Genomic DNA, 16,483 nt, shown 5'->3' on the forward strand with positions numbered 1-16,483 from the left:
GGGTTTTATTACGCCGCTTCCTCTTCAGAAATCCCTTTACGCTGCATGTTCCCCCATGAACCTTTCTGGCGGATTGCAGCAATCAGACCTTCACATCTCCATAAAACGGTGAGCGGACGATACCAGAACGCTTCTGTTAAAGACCACGCAAATAACTTCAGCAGACTTTTTACATCAGGATACTTATGATACGTCCATTCTTCAAGCAGTACTGCCAGACTTGAAATCAACGAGCCGTACACAACGGTTGCAATGAACATAATCAGCGTGATTTCCCAGGAAATAAACGCAAAGATCAGCCCCGCGATGATAATCACATACCCAAGCAATTCAAAAATCGCACTCAATAGCTCCACAAATAAATAATACGGAAGTGCAAAAAGACCGATCCCTTTGTATTTCGGGTTTAACAGCATCGATTTATGGGTCCATAACGTCTCCGCGAGTCCCCTTTGCCACCTTCTGCGCTGAGATCTGAGAGAGCTTACAGTAGAAGGTGCTTCCGTCCAGCATACCGGATCCTGTATATACTCAATTCTTTGATCAGACCGCTCATCTTTAATCGACTTATGCATCCGGACAATGAGTTCCATATCCTCACCGACAGTATTTACCTTATAGCCGCCAGCTTTAATCACACGGTTTTTCTCAAATACACCGAATGCACCTGACACAATCAGCAGCATATTCATTCTGCTTAAGCCCAGACGGCCAATTAAAAATGCTCTGAAGTATTCAATAATCTGCATCAGCACAATTGGCGTTTTCGGCAGAGCGATCTCTTCCACTTCACTTCTGACGATCCTTGAGCCATTAGCAATCCGGACCGTTCCACCTGTTGCCGTTACTTTTCCATTTGAATCAATGATCGGCTTCATTGTTTTTAACAACGCATCCCTGTCTAATAATGAATCACCATCTATCGCTGCAAAATAAGGGTATTTTGAAAAGTTGATTCCTGCATTCAGCGCATCCGCTTTTCCTCCATTTTGCTTCTGAATCAAAAAGAGGTGCGGAAATAATGTAGACTGGTAAGCACGTTCAACCTCTGCCGTATCAAAGTAACGACGGATCGCCAGGTCAATTTCCTTCATTCTGAATTCAGTAATGACGCGCTCACTCGTCTGATCTGAGGAGCCGTCATCGATGACAATGACTTCAAACTGCGGATAATTCAAAGCAAGCATCGATCTCGCCGTGCTGACAACACCGACTTCCTCATTGTAAGCAGGGACTAATACCGAGACCGGAAAAGTATCCTTATTCATCGAAATTTCTTCAATATGCGCTTCCCTGTTCAGCTGACGCTCTTTTCTGATACGCGGTCCAGCCACCAGAAACATGCCGATATAAAGCAGGGAAACAGCAGCCATATAAATAATGATCACGATGGCAGCAGTATAAACGAGCCAATTTAACCAATCCATTATCTGCTCACCCCCGTTCTTAAAGTCTGAAGCTGTTTTGCCATATCCCTTGCATACAGATCCTCGTGCCCTTCAGCTGCAAAGGTAAGCAAAATCTCACCGTCCGGCATCTGCTTAAGTGCCTCACAAGCAGCAAATCGCACCCACCAGTTTGAATCTCCCGCAAGCTTCATGAGGGTTGTTGAGTATCTCGTCAGCTGCAGCAGTCCTGAAAGCCTTGCTGCATACATTCTTTCCTCCCACACTTCAGAATTTAGAAATGCCGAGATCTTATCTGCTGATGAAATATATCTGTACTGGCATAGAGCCGCCAGCGCTTTCAGACGTACTTCTTTTTCTTCATGTGTAAGATGAAATTCAACATAAGGCAGATGCTCGTAGTAACCTGTTTCTCCGAAATAAGAAATCAGACTGAGCTTTACCGGCGCGGGCAGCTCCTGATCCTTTTTCAGTTTTTCAATGGACGCTTGCGGCAGTCTTCTGAAGCATTCCTTCATAAAACCGATCGAAATAGATGTGTCGCTTTTCAGCATCTCGAGCACACTGTCGTCACCAAATGCCGCCAGCACCCTCAGTGACTGTCTGTACTCTTCATCCTTATCTTTAAGTGAAAGGTAATGAGTTTTCACATCCGCCTGCAAAGCTTTCATTTGATAGTCTTCAATAAAGAAAAGTGTGTTCACCCGTTCTGCCCAGCTACCCTTTTGCAGAATGTGCCGGTAATAATCCGTAAGGTAACGTTCAGCTGTCTTCCTCATCCGCTGTTCATTTTCAGCACCCTTGATGTTAGATGCATACTTTGATAATAGTTTTTCAAGTACCTTCACACGGATCTGCTCATCTGCAGGCAGTGAAGGCTCCTGTTCTGCCTCTCCGGCCAGATAAGAAAGATAGGGACTCAGCACCTGCTGATAAACTCTTAAAACCTCCTGATCATGATGGATTCCTTTTTGCTTGGAAATAGATAGATACATCAGCACAATGACCTGCAGCAGCAAAAACGCACCTGAAATCCATAAAATCACTGTGATCATTAACTGAACATCCTTTCCATCATACGGTCAATTCTCGAAGCCACTTCACGCACATTAAAAGGCTTTACCATATAATCATCCGCGCCAAGTCCAAGCGCTCTTTCAACTTCCTGATCACCCTGCCTTGCAGTCAGCATGGATACGAGAATATTCCTTGTGCCATATGATTCGCGCAGCTTAGCAAGCACTTCAATTCCATCCATTTTTGGCATCATCCCATCGAGCAGAATCATATATTTCTTCCCTGCGACATACCAGTCTCCCTGAAGAAAGTCGACGCCGTTTGCATAGGTTTTTATATCGACTGCCCGGCCGCCGACTTTACCGCGCCGTTCAAAATGATCCTTCAGCATTTCTCTCACTAATTCATCATCATCCACGACTATCAGCATCATCTGCTCTGTTGCCAGCTGCAGCCTGACTACTTCTGAGTAGCGGACTGTACAATTACGTCCGTTTTCTTTTGCAAAATAAAGAGATTTATCAGCGCAATCCAGAATTTCTTTTACATGAACCGCACTGTGCCACTCATGAAGTCCCGCTGAGAACTGAACGTTGAATTCCTGCTCTCCCGCTGTAAAGACGTACTGGTTAAAAGACTCCCGCCACAGCTGAATCTTTTTCTCAGCCTCTTCATATGTCGTATCAGGAAAAATCACTGAAAATTCTTCTCCCCCAAACCGGATTAACCGATCTCCGGGGTCTTTAGTGTCCATGATTATTTTCGCAAAAGCTTTCAGTACTTCATCTCCTGCAGGATGTCCGTATGAGTCATTCACCTGTTTAAAATGATCGAGATCAATCATCGCAAAAACAGCGGAATCCATCTCTCCATCAGCTATTCTCTTTGTGATGTGAAGCACTTCATTATCCAGACAATCTCTTTTTAATGCGCCGGTCAGGAAGTCATTTCTGATTTGTCCGAGCAGCATATTCCGCTGAAAGATCCTGTTTTTCAAAAACGGAATAATGATATTTTCATTAATCGGTTTTCCGATGACATCAAGTACACCGGTCTCATATGCCGCTATTCTTTTCTCATCCGTCAGCTCACTGCTGACAAGGATAATTGGCGTTAAATCTTTCCTGGCTTTTTCATCATTTCACTAATTAATTGTTCTTCTCCTTCAGACAGCAGATCAAGATCCACAATCAGTAAATCCGGAGAAAGATCATAATAATGCTCGAGCCCTTTTGAGAGGTTGACTGAGGTAATCACCTGAAAATCATGTTCTTCAAGAAAACCCTTCATCCTTTTGATAAATTCAACATCCTTTTCAATCATCAGGATAAATGGGATATCTTCAGGCTGTTCATTCAGGTCACTCTGCAATTCTTCCATCTGTTCGATCGTTGCTGACTCCTGAATAAATGCTTCTGACTGCTCAAGGGTAAAAAATCTTCTCCATTCATTCCCTGTCAGTACTCTCGTACCATCTTCATTCAGCTCGGATAGCGCCTGCTCTGCCTGATTAGATAAATCCATCAGACCGATCGTGCCCGCCGTGCCTTTTAAACCATGGAAAAAACGATAGCATTCATCTTCAGTAACGGCATCTTTCGTACCCCATTCCATTACCGTCTGCTCAATACGCTTATTTAACATTTCCTGATATTTCATACTCATCTGCGCCACATCCTATGTAAATATTCGTATTTACACTGCTCTTTTTCGTTCTTTTTTCCCTATTATACTCTCTTTTTACAATTAAAAAGAACTTTCCCGTAAATTTCGGAAAAGTTCTTTTAGATCTAAGGTTTAAGCGCTTTCCAGCTTTCGGTATGATGAATTGCAAAACCTTTAAAGCTTGTATATCCCTTCACCTGCTGATAGACATGGTTCAACTCGCGATTCATGACGGTTTCACCTTCCTGATAAAACGTCAGATAATCGCCTTCTGCTGTCTGGTCTGTTTCTACACCAATCACAACAGGCTTTCCAAGTTTTTGACCAACTGTCAGCTCATGCAGGGTTAAAGGGGTGATGGCTGAAGCTGTATCACGGTAAGCCATAATGGTAATGCCATCAGTCTGCTGTTGTACCCAGTCAGAAAGCAGCCCGCTTCCGTATGTGTTTTTAAATTTAATCTCATCAAACCAGAAAGGAACGTCCGCTTCCATCCGGATATTTAACTGACCTGCTTTAACAGCCGCTTCTTTCATCAGAGACTGATAAGCTTTAATGACAGTCGCACGTTTTGAATTCCACCCGCTGTAAAGGTACGGCTCAACATCCAGATGAATGCCCTTAAAGTCAGCGTCTGCTTGTGAGGCCATCTGATATTGCTCTACCCAGCCAAGCAGCTGTCTCAGCTGCAGATATCCTTTTGGCGCAGCCCAGTCCGGCGCACCATCAAGCGCGTACACATCGATTTCTCTTGCTGTCGCACCTTGAATAAATGACCTGTAGACATCAGCAGAGACGTCACGGTCAATCTGTACATATACTTTCGTTACCTGTTTTTCAGTTAAAAAGTCCAGTGTGTCAGGCGTTCCATCAATCAATGACCACGGATTCCATAACCATGTGGCTCTTTCAATGGTTGAAGCTTTTGCCGGTATTGCCATACTGCACACCATTCCTACAATCAGACATAATAGCGCAGAACAAATCACCTTTTTCACGTTGTCCTCCATTCTATAAGGTGGTCCTCATAGAATGAGAACCCGGCAGCCAGACAACCATTTGAATAACAGACAGGCTCACGGCTTTGCGTCCTTTCCTTTCGGAGAAGTTTGCCCTTATCAGATTCATTTTTAAAAATTATACGACCATTCCAGGTGTACGTCTACGCAAAAATAATTTGCTTTATTTTTTCTCAGGCTTCATCAGCTGCATACGCTCATTAAACAAAGTCGGATAGGATAGAAATCCGAGCATTGCACTTGTCACGACGGCTGTCGTTAGTAACAGGAAGATAATTAACAGCTGGAACATCACTGCCTGAAGCGGATCTGCCCCTGCTATAATCTGACCGCTCATCATGCCCGGGAGCTGCACAAGTCCGATCGTCTTCTGGCTTTCAATTGTCGGAATCGTACTTGCCTGAATCGATGAAATCAGCGGACGGTGAATCGCCTGCTTTGGCGTACCGCCCAGTGACAGGATAAGTTCCGTCTCAGCTTCTCTGGAATCTATTTCAGATGTAAAACGGTTTAAGAATAAGATCGACAATACCATCGAATTTCCGATCACCATACCACTGATTGGAATGATATACTGTGCAGTCGCCGGCGTAATATTAAGACCGAGTAAAATGCCCTGCGTTAAGATTTCAATAAACACAAACGTAACAACCAGCTTCCACGTAATCCCTTTGATTGAGACACCTTTTTTACGCGCATTCTGTACAGCAGCTCCGATCATCAAGACAACCATTAAGAAAATATAGAAAAAGTTCTCGGCATCAAATACAAACTGCAGAATATAACCGACTGCAAGCAGCTGAATGATTGCTCTGATCGTTGCAACGACAGCGTCCTTCTCAAGTCCAAGATTCAACGTTCTTGATAACACAAGGGGGATTAAGACAAATACGAGTGATAAACCAAGTAACAGAAAACTCATTCCGCTTCCCCCTTTACAAACGTTTGAACTCTTGGGTTCTGTGGATCCTTCAGCAGAGTGCTTTCTCCAGTCTCAACTAACTCGCCGTCCATCATCACCCACGTGTATTCACCGATCGAAAGTGCCTGTCTGAGATTATGTGTGATCCACATAATCGTCGTATGATAGGTCTCATTAATTCTGACAATCAATTCTTCTATCTCCTGCTGTGAGACCCTGTCCAGTGAGGATGTGATCTCATCAAGCAACAAAATCTCCGGCTTCATCACAAGCGTCCGGGCAATTGACACCTTCTGGCGCTGACCGCCTGACAGATCTTTTGCATCCCGCTCGAGAAAACTTTCATCAAGACCAACGAGCCTGATCATCTCTTCTGCAGTTTCTGCAGGAAGCTCATTCCCCTGCAGTTCAAATGGCAGTGCCATGTTTTTACGGACGGTTCCAGGCACCATTGTTGCTGTCTGCAGGGCGATGCCTACTTTCCTTCTGAGTTCAACCGGTTCGTAAGTAGAGATCTTTTTATCATCTATATATATGTCACCTGAATCAGGAGAAATCAGCCCGTTACAGAGCCTGAACAACGTGGTTTTCCCTGCCCCTGACGGACCGACAAGTGTCGTAATTCTGTTTTTCGGAAACCACCCGGTGACGTCATGCAGAATTTTCGTATCACCTGATTGATAATTTACATGGCTGAACTGAATGGCAGCCTGAGCATCCTTTGTCATGATCATTACTTCCTTTTTCTCTTATTTATAATAATTGTAATGTAATAATGATAATAAATAAATCACAAAAAGGCAAGCTGATCAGCCTGCCTTTTTACTCTTCCATAAGAACAGTCATTTTATCTAACGATTCCCTGAATTCCTCAACCCTAATAAATCGTGCATCTCTTAACAGTTCTTTTCCTTTAGAGAATATCAGGACGACCGGTGCAGTGAAGATTGACAACCTTCCTGCCACTTCTTCGTACTCATCGACAAGGATATGAGCGAATTCAACCTCCGGATATTCTTCCATGACCTGCTGAATTTTTGGAAGAAGGGCGTGACAGACACTGCAGCCATTTCTTGATATATACACCACGCTTAACGGTTGATTCATCATACTATCCAATTCTTCATTTGAACGAACTTCAGTATATGCTCTCATATTCGGGTCACCTCTATCATTTTAATTACCCATCATTGATTCAAACCATACCGGTGATCAGTGCTGTTTTTTGAGGGTTGTACGATCAGCTGTTATCCATAGCATCACCTGAAGGACACCCATCATACAAATAATGGCCGTCATACCGTAAAGCGCGTTGATATAGCTCCCGGTCAGATCATAGACTACCCCTACACCAAGTGGCCCAAGTGCAGAAATGACGTACCCGCCGCCCTGTGACATGGCAGCCCATGCACTCGCTTTCTGGTAAGAATCCGTTTCAATAATCGGCAACATTAATGCGAGCGGGAACAGACCGCCTGCACCAAGCCCGATTAGAAGCATTGCGACTAAAGGCTGACCGCCTGCGATCAGCAAAATAACGCCGGTCAGTTCAATCACGGTACAGCCGATTAAGGTTGGAAACACATAGCCGAATCTCGCTACAAGACTTGGAATAATGAATGATGACGGAATCTGAATCAGGACAAATGCTGTTAACATAGAGCCTGCCACGACAGAGTTATAGCCCATACTCTGAATAATCGGCGCACCCCAGGCAGTGACAGAGTAGAAAATACTCGACATCAGTCCGAAGAATAATAAAATGAGCCACGCGCGTCCGCTTGTCCAAGGCAGCTCGGTTTTCTCAGGCAGACCTGACTGCTTTTTACCGGGAAATCTGATCCACACAACCATTGCAGCCAGTCCAAGCACTGCCCAGATCGCAAGCGCAGGCTCCCAGTTGCCGAGTGATTCGTAAATAGGTGCTGAAATGCCGGTCGCACTGCCTGCACCAATTGCCATTGATACTGTATAAACACCTACGACCCCAGGCTTTGTCGGAAAATACTGCTTAATAAAACCTGATACAAGCGGTCCCGCGACACCAATTCCAACACCTGCTAAAAATGCCGTCACAATCAATAATGGAACCGTACCGAAAAATCCTCTTAATGCAGTAGCAATTGTAATTAATACGAGAGAATAAAAGATTCCGCGTTCAAGTCCAACGCGTTCACTGATTTTAGTCGCAAAAGGCGCAAAGATCCCCATACATAATACAGGCAGTGTCGTTAAAAGTCCTGCAGTCGTCCCGCTCATGCCAAGATCCTGCTGAATTGTATCTAAAAGTGGCGCTACAGATGTAATCGCCGGTCTCAAATTGATCGATATAAGAAATAATGCAATGATGTACATCCAGATCTTCATCCTGTTCACCTGCCCGTTTCAAGAATAAGAGCTTTGCCGGAGTGGCAAAGCTCTCTATTAACCTTACTGCTTTTTACTGTGAATCTCTACCACTTTGAACGATTTGTTCTCTGTGGCTAATCATAGCATGCGTGTAAAAGGACATTTGTCCTGATATGATGAAAAGACATTATTTTAAAGGAGCGCGACTATGATCATTATTGGAATCGACTTATCTGGCCCGTCTAATCATCAGGATACAGTGGCTACAGCTTTTAATATGGATCACGGCTTGACCTTTAAAAAATCGGTATCCGGTGCCTCTGATGATGAGATCCTGAATCTTGTCAGGGAATGTTTGACTGAAGGAGAGGTAGTGATTGGAATTGATGCACCTTTATCTTATCAGGATGGGGGCGGTGACAGACCGCATGATAAAGCACTCAGAGGCGTATTGAAAGCAGGAGGGTTGAATGGGAGCTCCATTATGACGCCGACCATGACGCGAATGGTTTATATTACGCTAAGAGGCATCCAGCTCACAAGAATGCTTCAGGATCCCGGCGTCGAAATCCTTGAAGTTCATCCCGGCGCTGCAATCGGCTTAAGGATGGAAGACCCCACACCGGCACTCAGCTATAAAAAAGACCCTTCTAAAAGGGCAGAAGTTTTCACCTGGTTACAGCAGCAGGGACTGCATGGGCTCACAGAAGATATCGCTGAAACCACCCATTCCATTGATTCCTGCGGGGCAGCCCTTGCAGCGTGGCATTACAAAGCACCTGATAAACAGCCGGTCTGGAGCTATACACACACTTCAGCAGCACATCCTTTTATCATGTGCTGCTGATTATGAGATCGTATCCATCTTCTCGTTATGCATTTTCCCGATCACCTTATAGACAACCAGCAGTAAAATAAAGAGAATCGCCGTTCCATACCACGGCAGCTCATGGATTGCTCCGCCAAATGCAGTATAGATGACTGCCGGAGCAATGACACCGACCATAGAATAAATCATATACTCCTTACGCGTTTCAGTCATTTCCATTAAGTAAAACGATAAAAGATGAAAATGGACAAATGGCATAATCCGAAGCACCATGATCTGTCCCACTGATAAATGGCGATCCGGAAGTACTTTATCTTTCAGCTTTGAAAGCTTTTGTTTAAATGCCGGAAAACGGTAGATCAATGTATAAGAGACAAAGCTCATCAATGTGAGTCCGATAAATGACAGGATGGCACCTTCTATAAAACCAAACAGCAGACCGCCTGCCACGCATACTAAGATCACCGGCAAAAATAACAGCGGTCTGATAAGGTGCAGCAGGATAAACAGGGCCGGACCAAGCCAGCCTGACTCTTCGATTAAATGCTGAACTTCCGCCAGTTCTTCCAACCGGATCCCCTCCCTGCGTTACTTCAATATATGTTTAAACTCATCATATAGGCTTTTTAAGTAAATTGCATCATGAAAAAGCCGGACCTTCTGGCAGATCCGGTTCATTCCCTATTATGACGTTTATACGCCGGCTTTTTCAAGCGACATTTCTCTCAGTACGTATTTTTGGATTTTACCGGAAGCGTAAGGCGGCGTCCGTAAAGCTTCCGCCTGAAGCGCAGCGGAACGATTAAAAAAGCTGAAACAATGATATGTCCCAGCTCCATCAAATTACACTTTTTCTACAATATAAGCACGCTTCGTCTGGTAGGATGCACCGTGACTGTGAAAGCCCTCATACCATGAAACCACTCTATATTCACGCGACGCATCAGTAAATAGCTGGTCTTCATTGGAGGACAGCAATAAAACATCTTTACTTTCACTGATTTTCTGCAGCTCTTCTCCAGTGTAATTTCTGCCTGGTTCCAGTAATTGGGTCATCTTACCACTCCTTTTTACGAATTGGTAAGTCTTTTCCCATTACGTGGGTTCCTAAACCAGTTTCAGCGCACGCTCAGTCTGTAATCTGCGAATATACTTTTGAGCTTCCGGCTGGTTCAATCCAGTTTCATCTCTGACAAATCGTACGATAATTTCTTCGTCCTGACCGCTTCTGATTAGATTGACTACCTGCTGTTCAAGTTTTTTATCATTACTCAGTCTGCCTGAGACATCCTGATGAATCTTTTTGTTATTGTTCATGACAACAGCAATGATCAAAGCGAGCATCATCAGCGTCATAATTAATGCAACATATACCATATATAAACGCCCTCCCTGACTGTTATTTTACATCAGGAAGGGCGTTTGAAGAAAGTTATTTTACCTCGACTGTCCAGTTGAAGTCATCAGGTCTTCTGCCTGTCTGGATGCCTGTGATCGTGTCATATAGTTTCTGGGACAGCTCTCCGATATTATGATCATTGAAGACCATTTTTTTGTCTCCCCAGTTCAGCTCGCCAACCGGTGAAATCACAGCTGCTGTACCAGTTCCGAATGCTTCTTCAACCTGACCCTTTTCATATAAATCATACAGCTCATCAATCGCAATGCGACGCTCTGTAACAGGAATGCCCCAGCTATTCAGCACTTCGATAATTGACATACGCGTGACACCTTTTAAAATACTGCCGCTCAGCGCAGGTGTTACGACTTCTCCATTAATTTTGAAGAAAATGTTCATGCTGCCCACTTCTTCAATGAAGCGTTTTTCAATCCCATCCAGCCATAACACGTCTGCGTTTCCTGCTTCTTTAGCACCGGCCTGTGCCTGATAGCCTGATGAATAGTTTCCTGCTGTCTTCGCCATACCAGTCCCGCCTTTTACAGCGCGCGTGAATTCCTGTTCAACATGGATGGTAACCGGCTTCAGCCCACCCGGGAAATAAGGGCCAACTGGTGAAAGGAGAATCATCATCCGGTATGTTTTTGACGGACTGACTGCCAGATTCGGTTCTGTTGCAATAATAAACGGACGGATATACAGAGAGTGTCCAGGTGTAGACGGCACCCAGTCCTTTTCAAGTTCGATTAACGTCTTTAAATATTCGAGCACCTGCTCTTCATCAACAGGTGGAATGCTCAGGCGCGCTCCTGAAAGATTCAGCCGCTCAAAATTCTTCTCAGGACGGAACAGAAGAATACGGTCGTCTTCTGTACGATAAGCTTTTAATCCTTCAAAGATCGTCTGTCCATAGTGAAAAATCATTGCTGCAGGATCGAGTGTCAGCGGTGAGTATGGTGTAATCCGGGCATCATGCCAGCCTCTTCCTTCTTCATATTCCATAATAAACATATGATCTGTAAACGTTGTACCAAAGGGAACCCCCTCAGATGGCTTCTCTTTCAGCTGCTGTCTTTTTACAATTTCTAATGCTTTTGTCTTCATCTGTCATGACTCCTTTTTTGGCTCTTTATTTGAACCATTGTACACAGAAGTTTTAATGATTAAAAGTACTAAAGTGAAAAAATTCAGAAATAATTGTATTTTAGTAGTGGGGGTTTGGCGGGGTTCGGGTTTAAATCCAGGTGGTTCGGCACATCTTCTGTATGGTTCGCCACTCAATCTAACTACTTCGACGCTTGTCCCTGCACTTTCAACGTTCATCACCTGATGTTCGACACTTCATGACATTTGACCCGCAAAAAAAGCTCCACCCAACCGCTTCAGAAGCCGCCGGATGGAACCTATTATTCTTTCTTTAACACTTTATCAACAAACTCCTTCAGTACACGCGCTGTCAGACCCCAGATCACTCTGCCTTCATAGTGATAAAAGTACTCTGAATACTGCCTTGTCTGCCATTTATATTCACGTCCATTGGCAATCAGCTCATAAGGAAAGCCATCCTCAGGCTTCACTTCAACCTTAATAATGTGCTCATCCGGATTTTCGTTCAAAAAGTAGGAAAGTGGCACTGTAAATACTTCTTCCACTTCTGCCGGATTCGGTTGGATTTCAGATTCATGATCAATAAAACCGACAAATGTGCTGATCGTCATGCCAAAAGGGGATACCAGTTTCCCAAACGAATAGACGCGCCCGATCGATGCGTCGCACAGCCCCAATTCTTCCTGGGCTTCACGGATTGCTGCACCCTTCGCGCTGTCATCATCACGATCAACTTTTCCGCCCGGGAAGCAGACTTCTCCAGGCTGTCTGCGCATGGTTAGGGAGCGGACTTCGAACAGCAGATGAAGTCCATCTTCTTTTTTAATAAAAGGGATTAAAATGGAATAATTGCGTACGGTCTCTTCCCCGAGAATGATTGGTTCATGCGCCTGAAGCCGTTCAATGATTTTATGTTCTTCCATGTCATCAGCCCCGTTACTCTTTTTCTTAACTATATCAGAATTTCATATCCAGCAGTCTGCTTACCATCTGCCGAGTATGTTAATGAAAGCTGCCATGCCTGAAAAAGTGATCGATCAGCCCGGCAGTTTCCGGCTGGTGATGAATCTGCTTGTGATGGAATGGAAGGATCAGGAAATCTTTTATATCCGGCAGCCAGACTGAAGCCGTTTCAACACGGCCATCATTGCGTTGCCTGAGCATTTTCCCAAGCAAAAGCCCTGCATGATCTCCCGCAATCGCGCCAACCTCCACGCCAGAAGCAGCAAATGGATATTGATTAATAAATGCCGGAGTAATAGAAAAGAGCGTTTTATATACAGCTGTAAAAGGACGGATCATATGGGCAGCACCAGCCAGACCGCTCCCCTGATTCGGTGAAGCAATCAGTACAGCACGCGCTACTTTCCCGGCACACACCGGATCTGAAAGCACCTTACGAATGACAATGCCGCCGGTACTGTGCCCAATTAAAAAGACTTTTTCACCATCTGCCACCTTGTCTCTTAACATGTCAGAGAGTACCGCTGCAGCATGTTCAAATGGATGAAAACGCAGTTGAAATGAAAGGGTGATACAGTTGTACCCCATTTTACTGAGAAAACGCTCAAGAGGGTACATATCTGCTGCGCCCTTATTAAAACCATGAATCAGAAATACTTTACTGCCCATCAGCTCTTCACCTCTTTTACAGCTTTAAGATTCCCATTATTCTTTATTTACCCTTCATCCTGATACGAATATAGACAAACTGCTCATTTAATTTGCCCAGAAAAAAATGCCGGCAGTAACGGCTACTGATATAATCAGCGAGTTCATCATTGCCCCGAAGAAATCAATCTGTCCCAGTACGTTTGTAAAGTTCGTTACAAGCTCAGGTCACGGCAGAAGTGCCGGTGGCGTCTGGTTGATCACGTGGTTTGGCTGAGTCGCCTTGACAAACATCCAGTAGAACGGGAATAGTAATACGAGTCCGGCGAAAATCAGTAAGCCTTACAGGACGAATCTTCCCGAATGCTTTTTAGGTTGATTAACTGTTGCTGGTTTCATTTATGCCTTCCTCACTTTTCGTTTAGTTTATTATTTAAGTAAAATGTTTCGTTAATTTGGATTTTAAACTCATTTTAAAGCGCTATTAATACATTATTTGCAGTTTTATTCGCCTTATTTAGAGAATAATCACGAAATATTTTCGTAAATCGACAAAAAGACTGCTGCATCAATATTCGATGCAGCAGTCCAGGTTGTTTAAAGATTATATTTCTTTTTAAATCTTTCTGCTCGGCCGTCTTTATCAGCAAACTTCTGACGCCCTGTATAGAAAGGATGTGTATCTGAGCTTACTTCTACTTTTAATAACGGGTAAGTATTGCCATCTTTCCACTCGATTGTTTCGTTTGAACCTTTCGTGGATCCAGTCAGAAACTTGTATCCGCTATTTGTATCCATAAATACAACTTTCCGGTATTGAGGGTGTGTATTCTGTTTCATATCTATTACCTCCAGTTTATATAAATCGTAACCATTACGTTTTATATTAAAACATGTATGACTTAATGAGGCAAGTCAATTGCTTCACTCGAATCTTCTATAGAATGAAGTTTTTCATTTTGTGCTAAACTTAAAGGAATGAATTGATAGGAAAGGTTGATATAAATGTCTAACACAATAAAACTGACTTCACTCTCTTCTAAAGGAGGCTGCGGCTGTAAGATCGGTCCTGCTGATCTGTCCCAGGTGCTGAAAAACCTTCCGCAGGCAGAAGCAAACCCAAACCTGCTTGTCGGTCTGGATACGAGTGATGATGCAGGAGTTTATAAGATCAATGAAGAGACCGCTCTTGTACAAACACTCGATTTCTTTACACCAATTGTTGATGATCCTTATGATTTCGGTCAGATTGCTGCTGCAAATGCAATTAGTGACGTTTACGCAATGGGTGGTACACCACTGACTGCATTGAACATCGTGGCATTTCCAATCTCAACGCTTGATAAGAGTATTTTGACTGATATCCTTCGCGGTGCAGGAGATAAGCTAAAAGAAGCCGGTGTTACACTTGTAGGCGGCCACTCGATTGATGATCAGGAGCCAAAGTTCGGACTTGCTGTAACTGGTACTGTTCATCCTGATAAAGTCAGAGCAAACTCCGGCGCACAGCCTGGAGATAAACTGATCCTGACAAAACCGATCGGTGTCGGGATTTCTACAACTGCACTAAAGAATGGATTATTAAGTGATGAAGAAACGAAAAACGTTACAAGTGTAATGGCAACTTTAAATAAGACAGCGGCTGAAACAATGGCTGATTTCGATATACACGCAGCAACGGATGTAACTGGTTTCGGATTACTTGGACATGCTTCAGAAATGGCAGCAGGCAGTGAAGCAGGCATCCGTATTTACAATGATCAGGTTCCTGTTCTGCCACGCGTCCGTGAGTTAGCTGAGGGCGGGACGATCCCAGGCGGCACGAAAAATAACTATGCTCACCTGGAAGGTAAAGTCACGTTCCCTGAAGAAATGGATCAGATTGATCGCTATATTCTGTGTGACGCCGTTACATCAGGCGGTCTGTTAATTTCAGTATCTGCCTATGAAGCTGATGAGCTCCTCGCTAAGCTGCGCGCGCAAGCAGTAGATGCGCATATGATTGGTGAAGTTGTCGGTGATCATAGCGGCAAGATCACGATTCAATCGTCTGAAGGTGAACAGCGTTGACAAGAGAAATCAGCTTAAATGACTTGATGGAGGTCCATGAAAATAACGAACGGATCCTCGTTGATGTCCGTTCCCCGGGGGAGTTTGAAGAAGGGTCTATTCCCGGGAGCATTAATATTCCAGTATTTGATAACGAGGAACGTGCAGAAATCGGTACAATCTATAAACAGGTAGGGTCAGAAGCTGCTAAAGAACGCGGGCTTGAAATATTCTCTGCAAAGCTTCCTGAGTTTGTAAAAGCGTTCAAAGAGTTGGAGCGTCCTGTTTCAGTGTTCTGCTGGCGTGGAGGCATGAGAAGTAAAACGGCTGCAACGACAACCGAATTGATGGGTGTTGATGTAAATCGTTTGACCGGAGGGATCCGAACTTATAGACAATGGGTGGTACAATGTCTTGAATCATTTGATTTTACACCTGAACTACTCGTACTGAATGGGTATACCGGATCTGGCAAGACTTTGATTTTAAACCAGTTGAAAGAAGAAGGGTATCCAATCATTGACCTTGAAAAAATGGCCGGTCACCGTGGTTCAATTTTTGGTCAGATCGGTTTAGAACCAAGCAATCAGAAGAAGTTTGATTCATTACTGATTACTGAGTTAAGAAAACTGAAAAATTCGCCATATATACTGATTGAAGGCGAGAGTAGGAGAATAGGTCGGGTTCACATGCCTGATTTTCTACATGAGAAAAAAGAAAATGCCCCTCAGCTATTTCTTGACCTTCCAGCCGAAGAGCGTGTAAAAAACATTTTAAAGGATTATCAGCCTGATCAGACACCTGATCAATTTATGGAAGCATTTGAAAAAATCGAACGGAGAATCCATACGCCAATTTCCCGGGAAATACGTGCTCTTTTGACAAACCGGGACTATGAGGAAGCCGTGAAGCTTCTGCTTATCTATTATTATGATCCACGATATGAGCACTCAATCAGTTCACAGGACGGATCTCACACATTTATTCAAGCTGAATCGATGGAGGAAGCTTATGAGAAGGTAAAAGCAGCAGCGGATTCGTTCCGCTTATCAGCAAGCCGTCAGCACTAATGACGGTTTTATTTTTTAATTTCAAAGTGAGCAGGTGATG

The 16,483-nt window shown here is 43.9% G+C and carries 19 protein-coding genes and 1 riboswitch; of the genes, 3 read left to right on the forward strand and 16 right to left on the reverse strand.

Translation table 11 applies throughout. The features are described from left to right. Positions 1–8 precede the first annotated feature (8 nt). The 9 genes from LG330_RS17315 to LG330_RS17355 form a co-directional block, all read right to left on the reverse strand. Positions 9–1,427, reverse strand: coding sequence for a glycosyltransferase (locus tag LG330_RS17315; RefSeq protein ID WP_404406079.1), 1,419 nt, complete (start codon positions 1,425–1,427; stop codon positions 9–11). Further along, positions 1,427–2,461, reverse strand: coding sequence for a HEAT repeat domain-containing protein (locus tag LG330_RS17320; protein WP_404406081.1), 1,035 nt, complete (start codon positions 2,459–2,461; stop codon positions 1,427–1,429). The genes LG330_RS17315 and LG330_RS17320 overlap by 1 nt, the downstream gene beginning before the upstream one ends. Further along, positions 2,461–3,393 carry a diguanylate cyclase gene (locus LG330_RS17325; RefSeq protein ID WP_404406083.1) on the reverse strand — a complete coding sequence of 311 codons (933 nt, stop codon included), beginning with the start codon at positions 3,391–3,393 and terminating at the stop codon, positions 2,461–2,463. The genes LG330_RS17320 and LG330_RS17325 overlap by 1 nt, the downstream gene beginning before the upstream one ends. 143 nt (positions 3,394–3,536) lie before the next feature. Beyond that, the gene (locus LG330_RS17330) at positions 3,537–4,088 is read right to left on the reverse strand and encodes a hypothetical protein (protein ID WP_404406085.1); all 552 of its coding nucleotides are present in this window, start codon (positions 4,086–4,088) and stop codon (positions 3,537–3,539) included. A gap of 125 nt (positions 4,089–4,213) precedes the next feature. After that, positions 4,214–5,086: an amidase gene (locus LG330_RS17335; protein ID WP_404406087.1), complete on the reverse strand. Its 873-nt coding sequence runs from the start codon at positions 5,084–5,086 to the stop codon at positions 4,214–4,216. A gap of 41 nt (positions 5,087–5,127) precedes the next feature. After that, a riboswitch (cyclic di-GMP riboswitch) is annotated at positions 5,128–5,212 on the reverse strand. A gap of 58 nt (positions 5,213–5,270) precedes the next feature. After that, a complete protein-coding gene (locus LG330_RS17340; protein ID WP_404406089.1) occupies positions 5,271–6,029 on the reverse strand; it encodes an ABC transporter permease in 759 nt (252 codons plus the stop codon). Continuing rightward, a complete protein-coding gene (locus LG330_RS17345; RefSeq protein WP_404406091.1) occupies positions 6,026–6,757 on the reverse strand; it encodes a phosphate ABC transporter ATP-binding protein in 732 nt (243 codons plus the stop codon). Before LG330_RS17345 ends, LG330_RS17340 begins: the two co-directional genes overlap by 4 nt. Before the next feature lie 94 nt (positions 6,758–6,851). Next, positions 6,852–7,184 carry a thioredoxin family protein gene (locus LG330_RS17350; protein ID WP_404406093.1) on the reverse strand — a complete coding sequence of 111 codons (333 nt, stop codon included), beginning with the start codon at positions 7,182–7,184 and terminating at the stop codon, positions 6,852–6,854. Between the two features lie 57 nt (positions 7,185–7,241). Continuing rightward, complete coding sequence (locus LG330_RS17355) at positions 7,242–8,396, reverse strand: CynX/NimT family MFS transporter (protein ID WP_404406095.1); 1,155 nt, start codon at positions 8,394–8,396, stop codon at positions 7,242–7,244. 190 nt (positions 8,397–8,586) lie between these two features. Between LG330_RS17355 and LG330_RS17360 the strand changes: the two genes are divergently transcribed. Beyond that, entirely contained in the window at positions 8,587–9,225 is a 639-nt protein-coding gene (locus LG330_RS17360) for a DUF429 domain-containing protein (RefSeq protein WP_404406097.1), read from the forward strand. On the opposite strand, the gene LG330_RS17365 is transcribed toward LG330_RS17360, so the two are convergent. From LG330_RS17365 to LG330_RS17395, 7 genes are all read right to left on the reverse strand, one after another. Continuing rightward, positions 9,226–9,777 carry a TVP38/TMEM64 family protein gene (locus LG330_RS17365; protein ID WP_404406099.1) on the reverse strand — a complete coding sequence of 184 codons (552 nt, stop codon included), beginning with the start codon at positions 9,775–9,777 and terminating at the stop codon, positions 9,226–9,228. Between the two features lie 273 nt (positions 9,778–10,050). Continuing rightward, positions 10,051–10,263, reverse strand: a complete 213-nt coding sequence (locus tag LG330_RS17370; protein WP_404406101.1) for a hypothetical protein — start codon at positions 10,261–10,263, stop codon at positions 10,051–10,053. A gap of 51 nt (positions 10,264–10,314) precedes the next feature. Beyond that, positions 10,315–10,584, reverse strand: coding sequence for a hypothetical protein (locus LG330_RS17375; protein WP_404406103.1), 270 nt, complete (start codon positions 10,582–10,584; stop codon positions 10,315–10,317). A gap of 55 nt (positions 10,585–10,639) precedes the next feature. Next, a complete protein-coding gene (locus tag LG330_RS17380; RefSeq protein WP_404406105.1) occupies positions 10,640–11,710 on the reverse strand; it encodes a branched-chain amino acid aminotransferase in 1,071 nt (356 codons plus the stop codon). A 302-nt stretch (positions 11,711–12,012) separates the two neighbouring features. Continuing rightward, a complete protein-coding gene (locus tag LG330_RS17385; RefSeq protein ID WP_404406107.1) occupies positions 12,013–12,636 on the reverse strand; it encodes an NUDIX hydrolase in 624 nt (207 codons plus the stop codon). 79 nt (positions 12,637–12,715) lie between these two features. Beyond that, entirely contained in the window at positions 12,716–13,345 is a 630-nt protein-coding gene (locus LG330_RS17390) for a lipase family alpha/beta hydrolase (RefSeq protein ID WP_404406109.1), read from the reverse strand. A gap of 576 nt (positions 13,346–13,921) precedes the next feature. Beyond that, positions 13,922–14,164 carry a type B 50S ribosomal protein L31 gene (locus LG330_RS17395; protein WP_404406111.1) on the reverse strand — a complete coding sequence of 81 codons (243 nt, stop codon included), beginning with the start codon at positions 14,162–14,164 and terminating at the stop codon, positions 13,922–13,924. A 165-nt stretch (positions 14,165–14,329) separates the two neighbouring features. On the opposite strand from LG330_RS17395, the gene selD reads away from it, so the two are divergent. Together selD and mnmH are read left to right on the forward strand one after the other, a co-directional pair. Further along, on the forward strand, positions 14,330–15,394 hold the full coding sequence (gene selD, locus LG330_RS17400) for a selenide, water dikinase SelD (RefSeq protein ID WP_404406113.1): 1,065 nt from the start codon (positions 14,330–14,332) through the stop codon (positions 15,392–15,394). Next, positions 15,391–16,443, forward strand: coding sequence for a tRNA 2-selenouridine(34) synthase MnmH (mnmH, locus tag LG330_RS17405; protein WP_404406115.1), 1,053 nt, complete (start codon positions 15,391–15,393; stop codon positions 16,441–16,443). Before selD ends, mnmH begins: the two co-directional genes overlap by 4 nt. Positions 16,444–16,483: the final 40 nt, after the last annotated feature.

This window comes from Jeotgalibacillus malaysiensis (assembly GCF_044789845.1).
Lineage (GTDB): Bacteria > Bacillota > Bacilli > Bacillales > Jeotgalibacillaceae > Jeotgalibacillus > Jeotgalibacillus malaysiensis_A.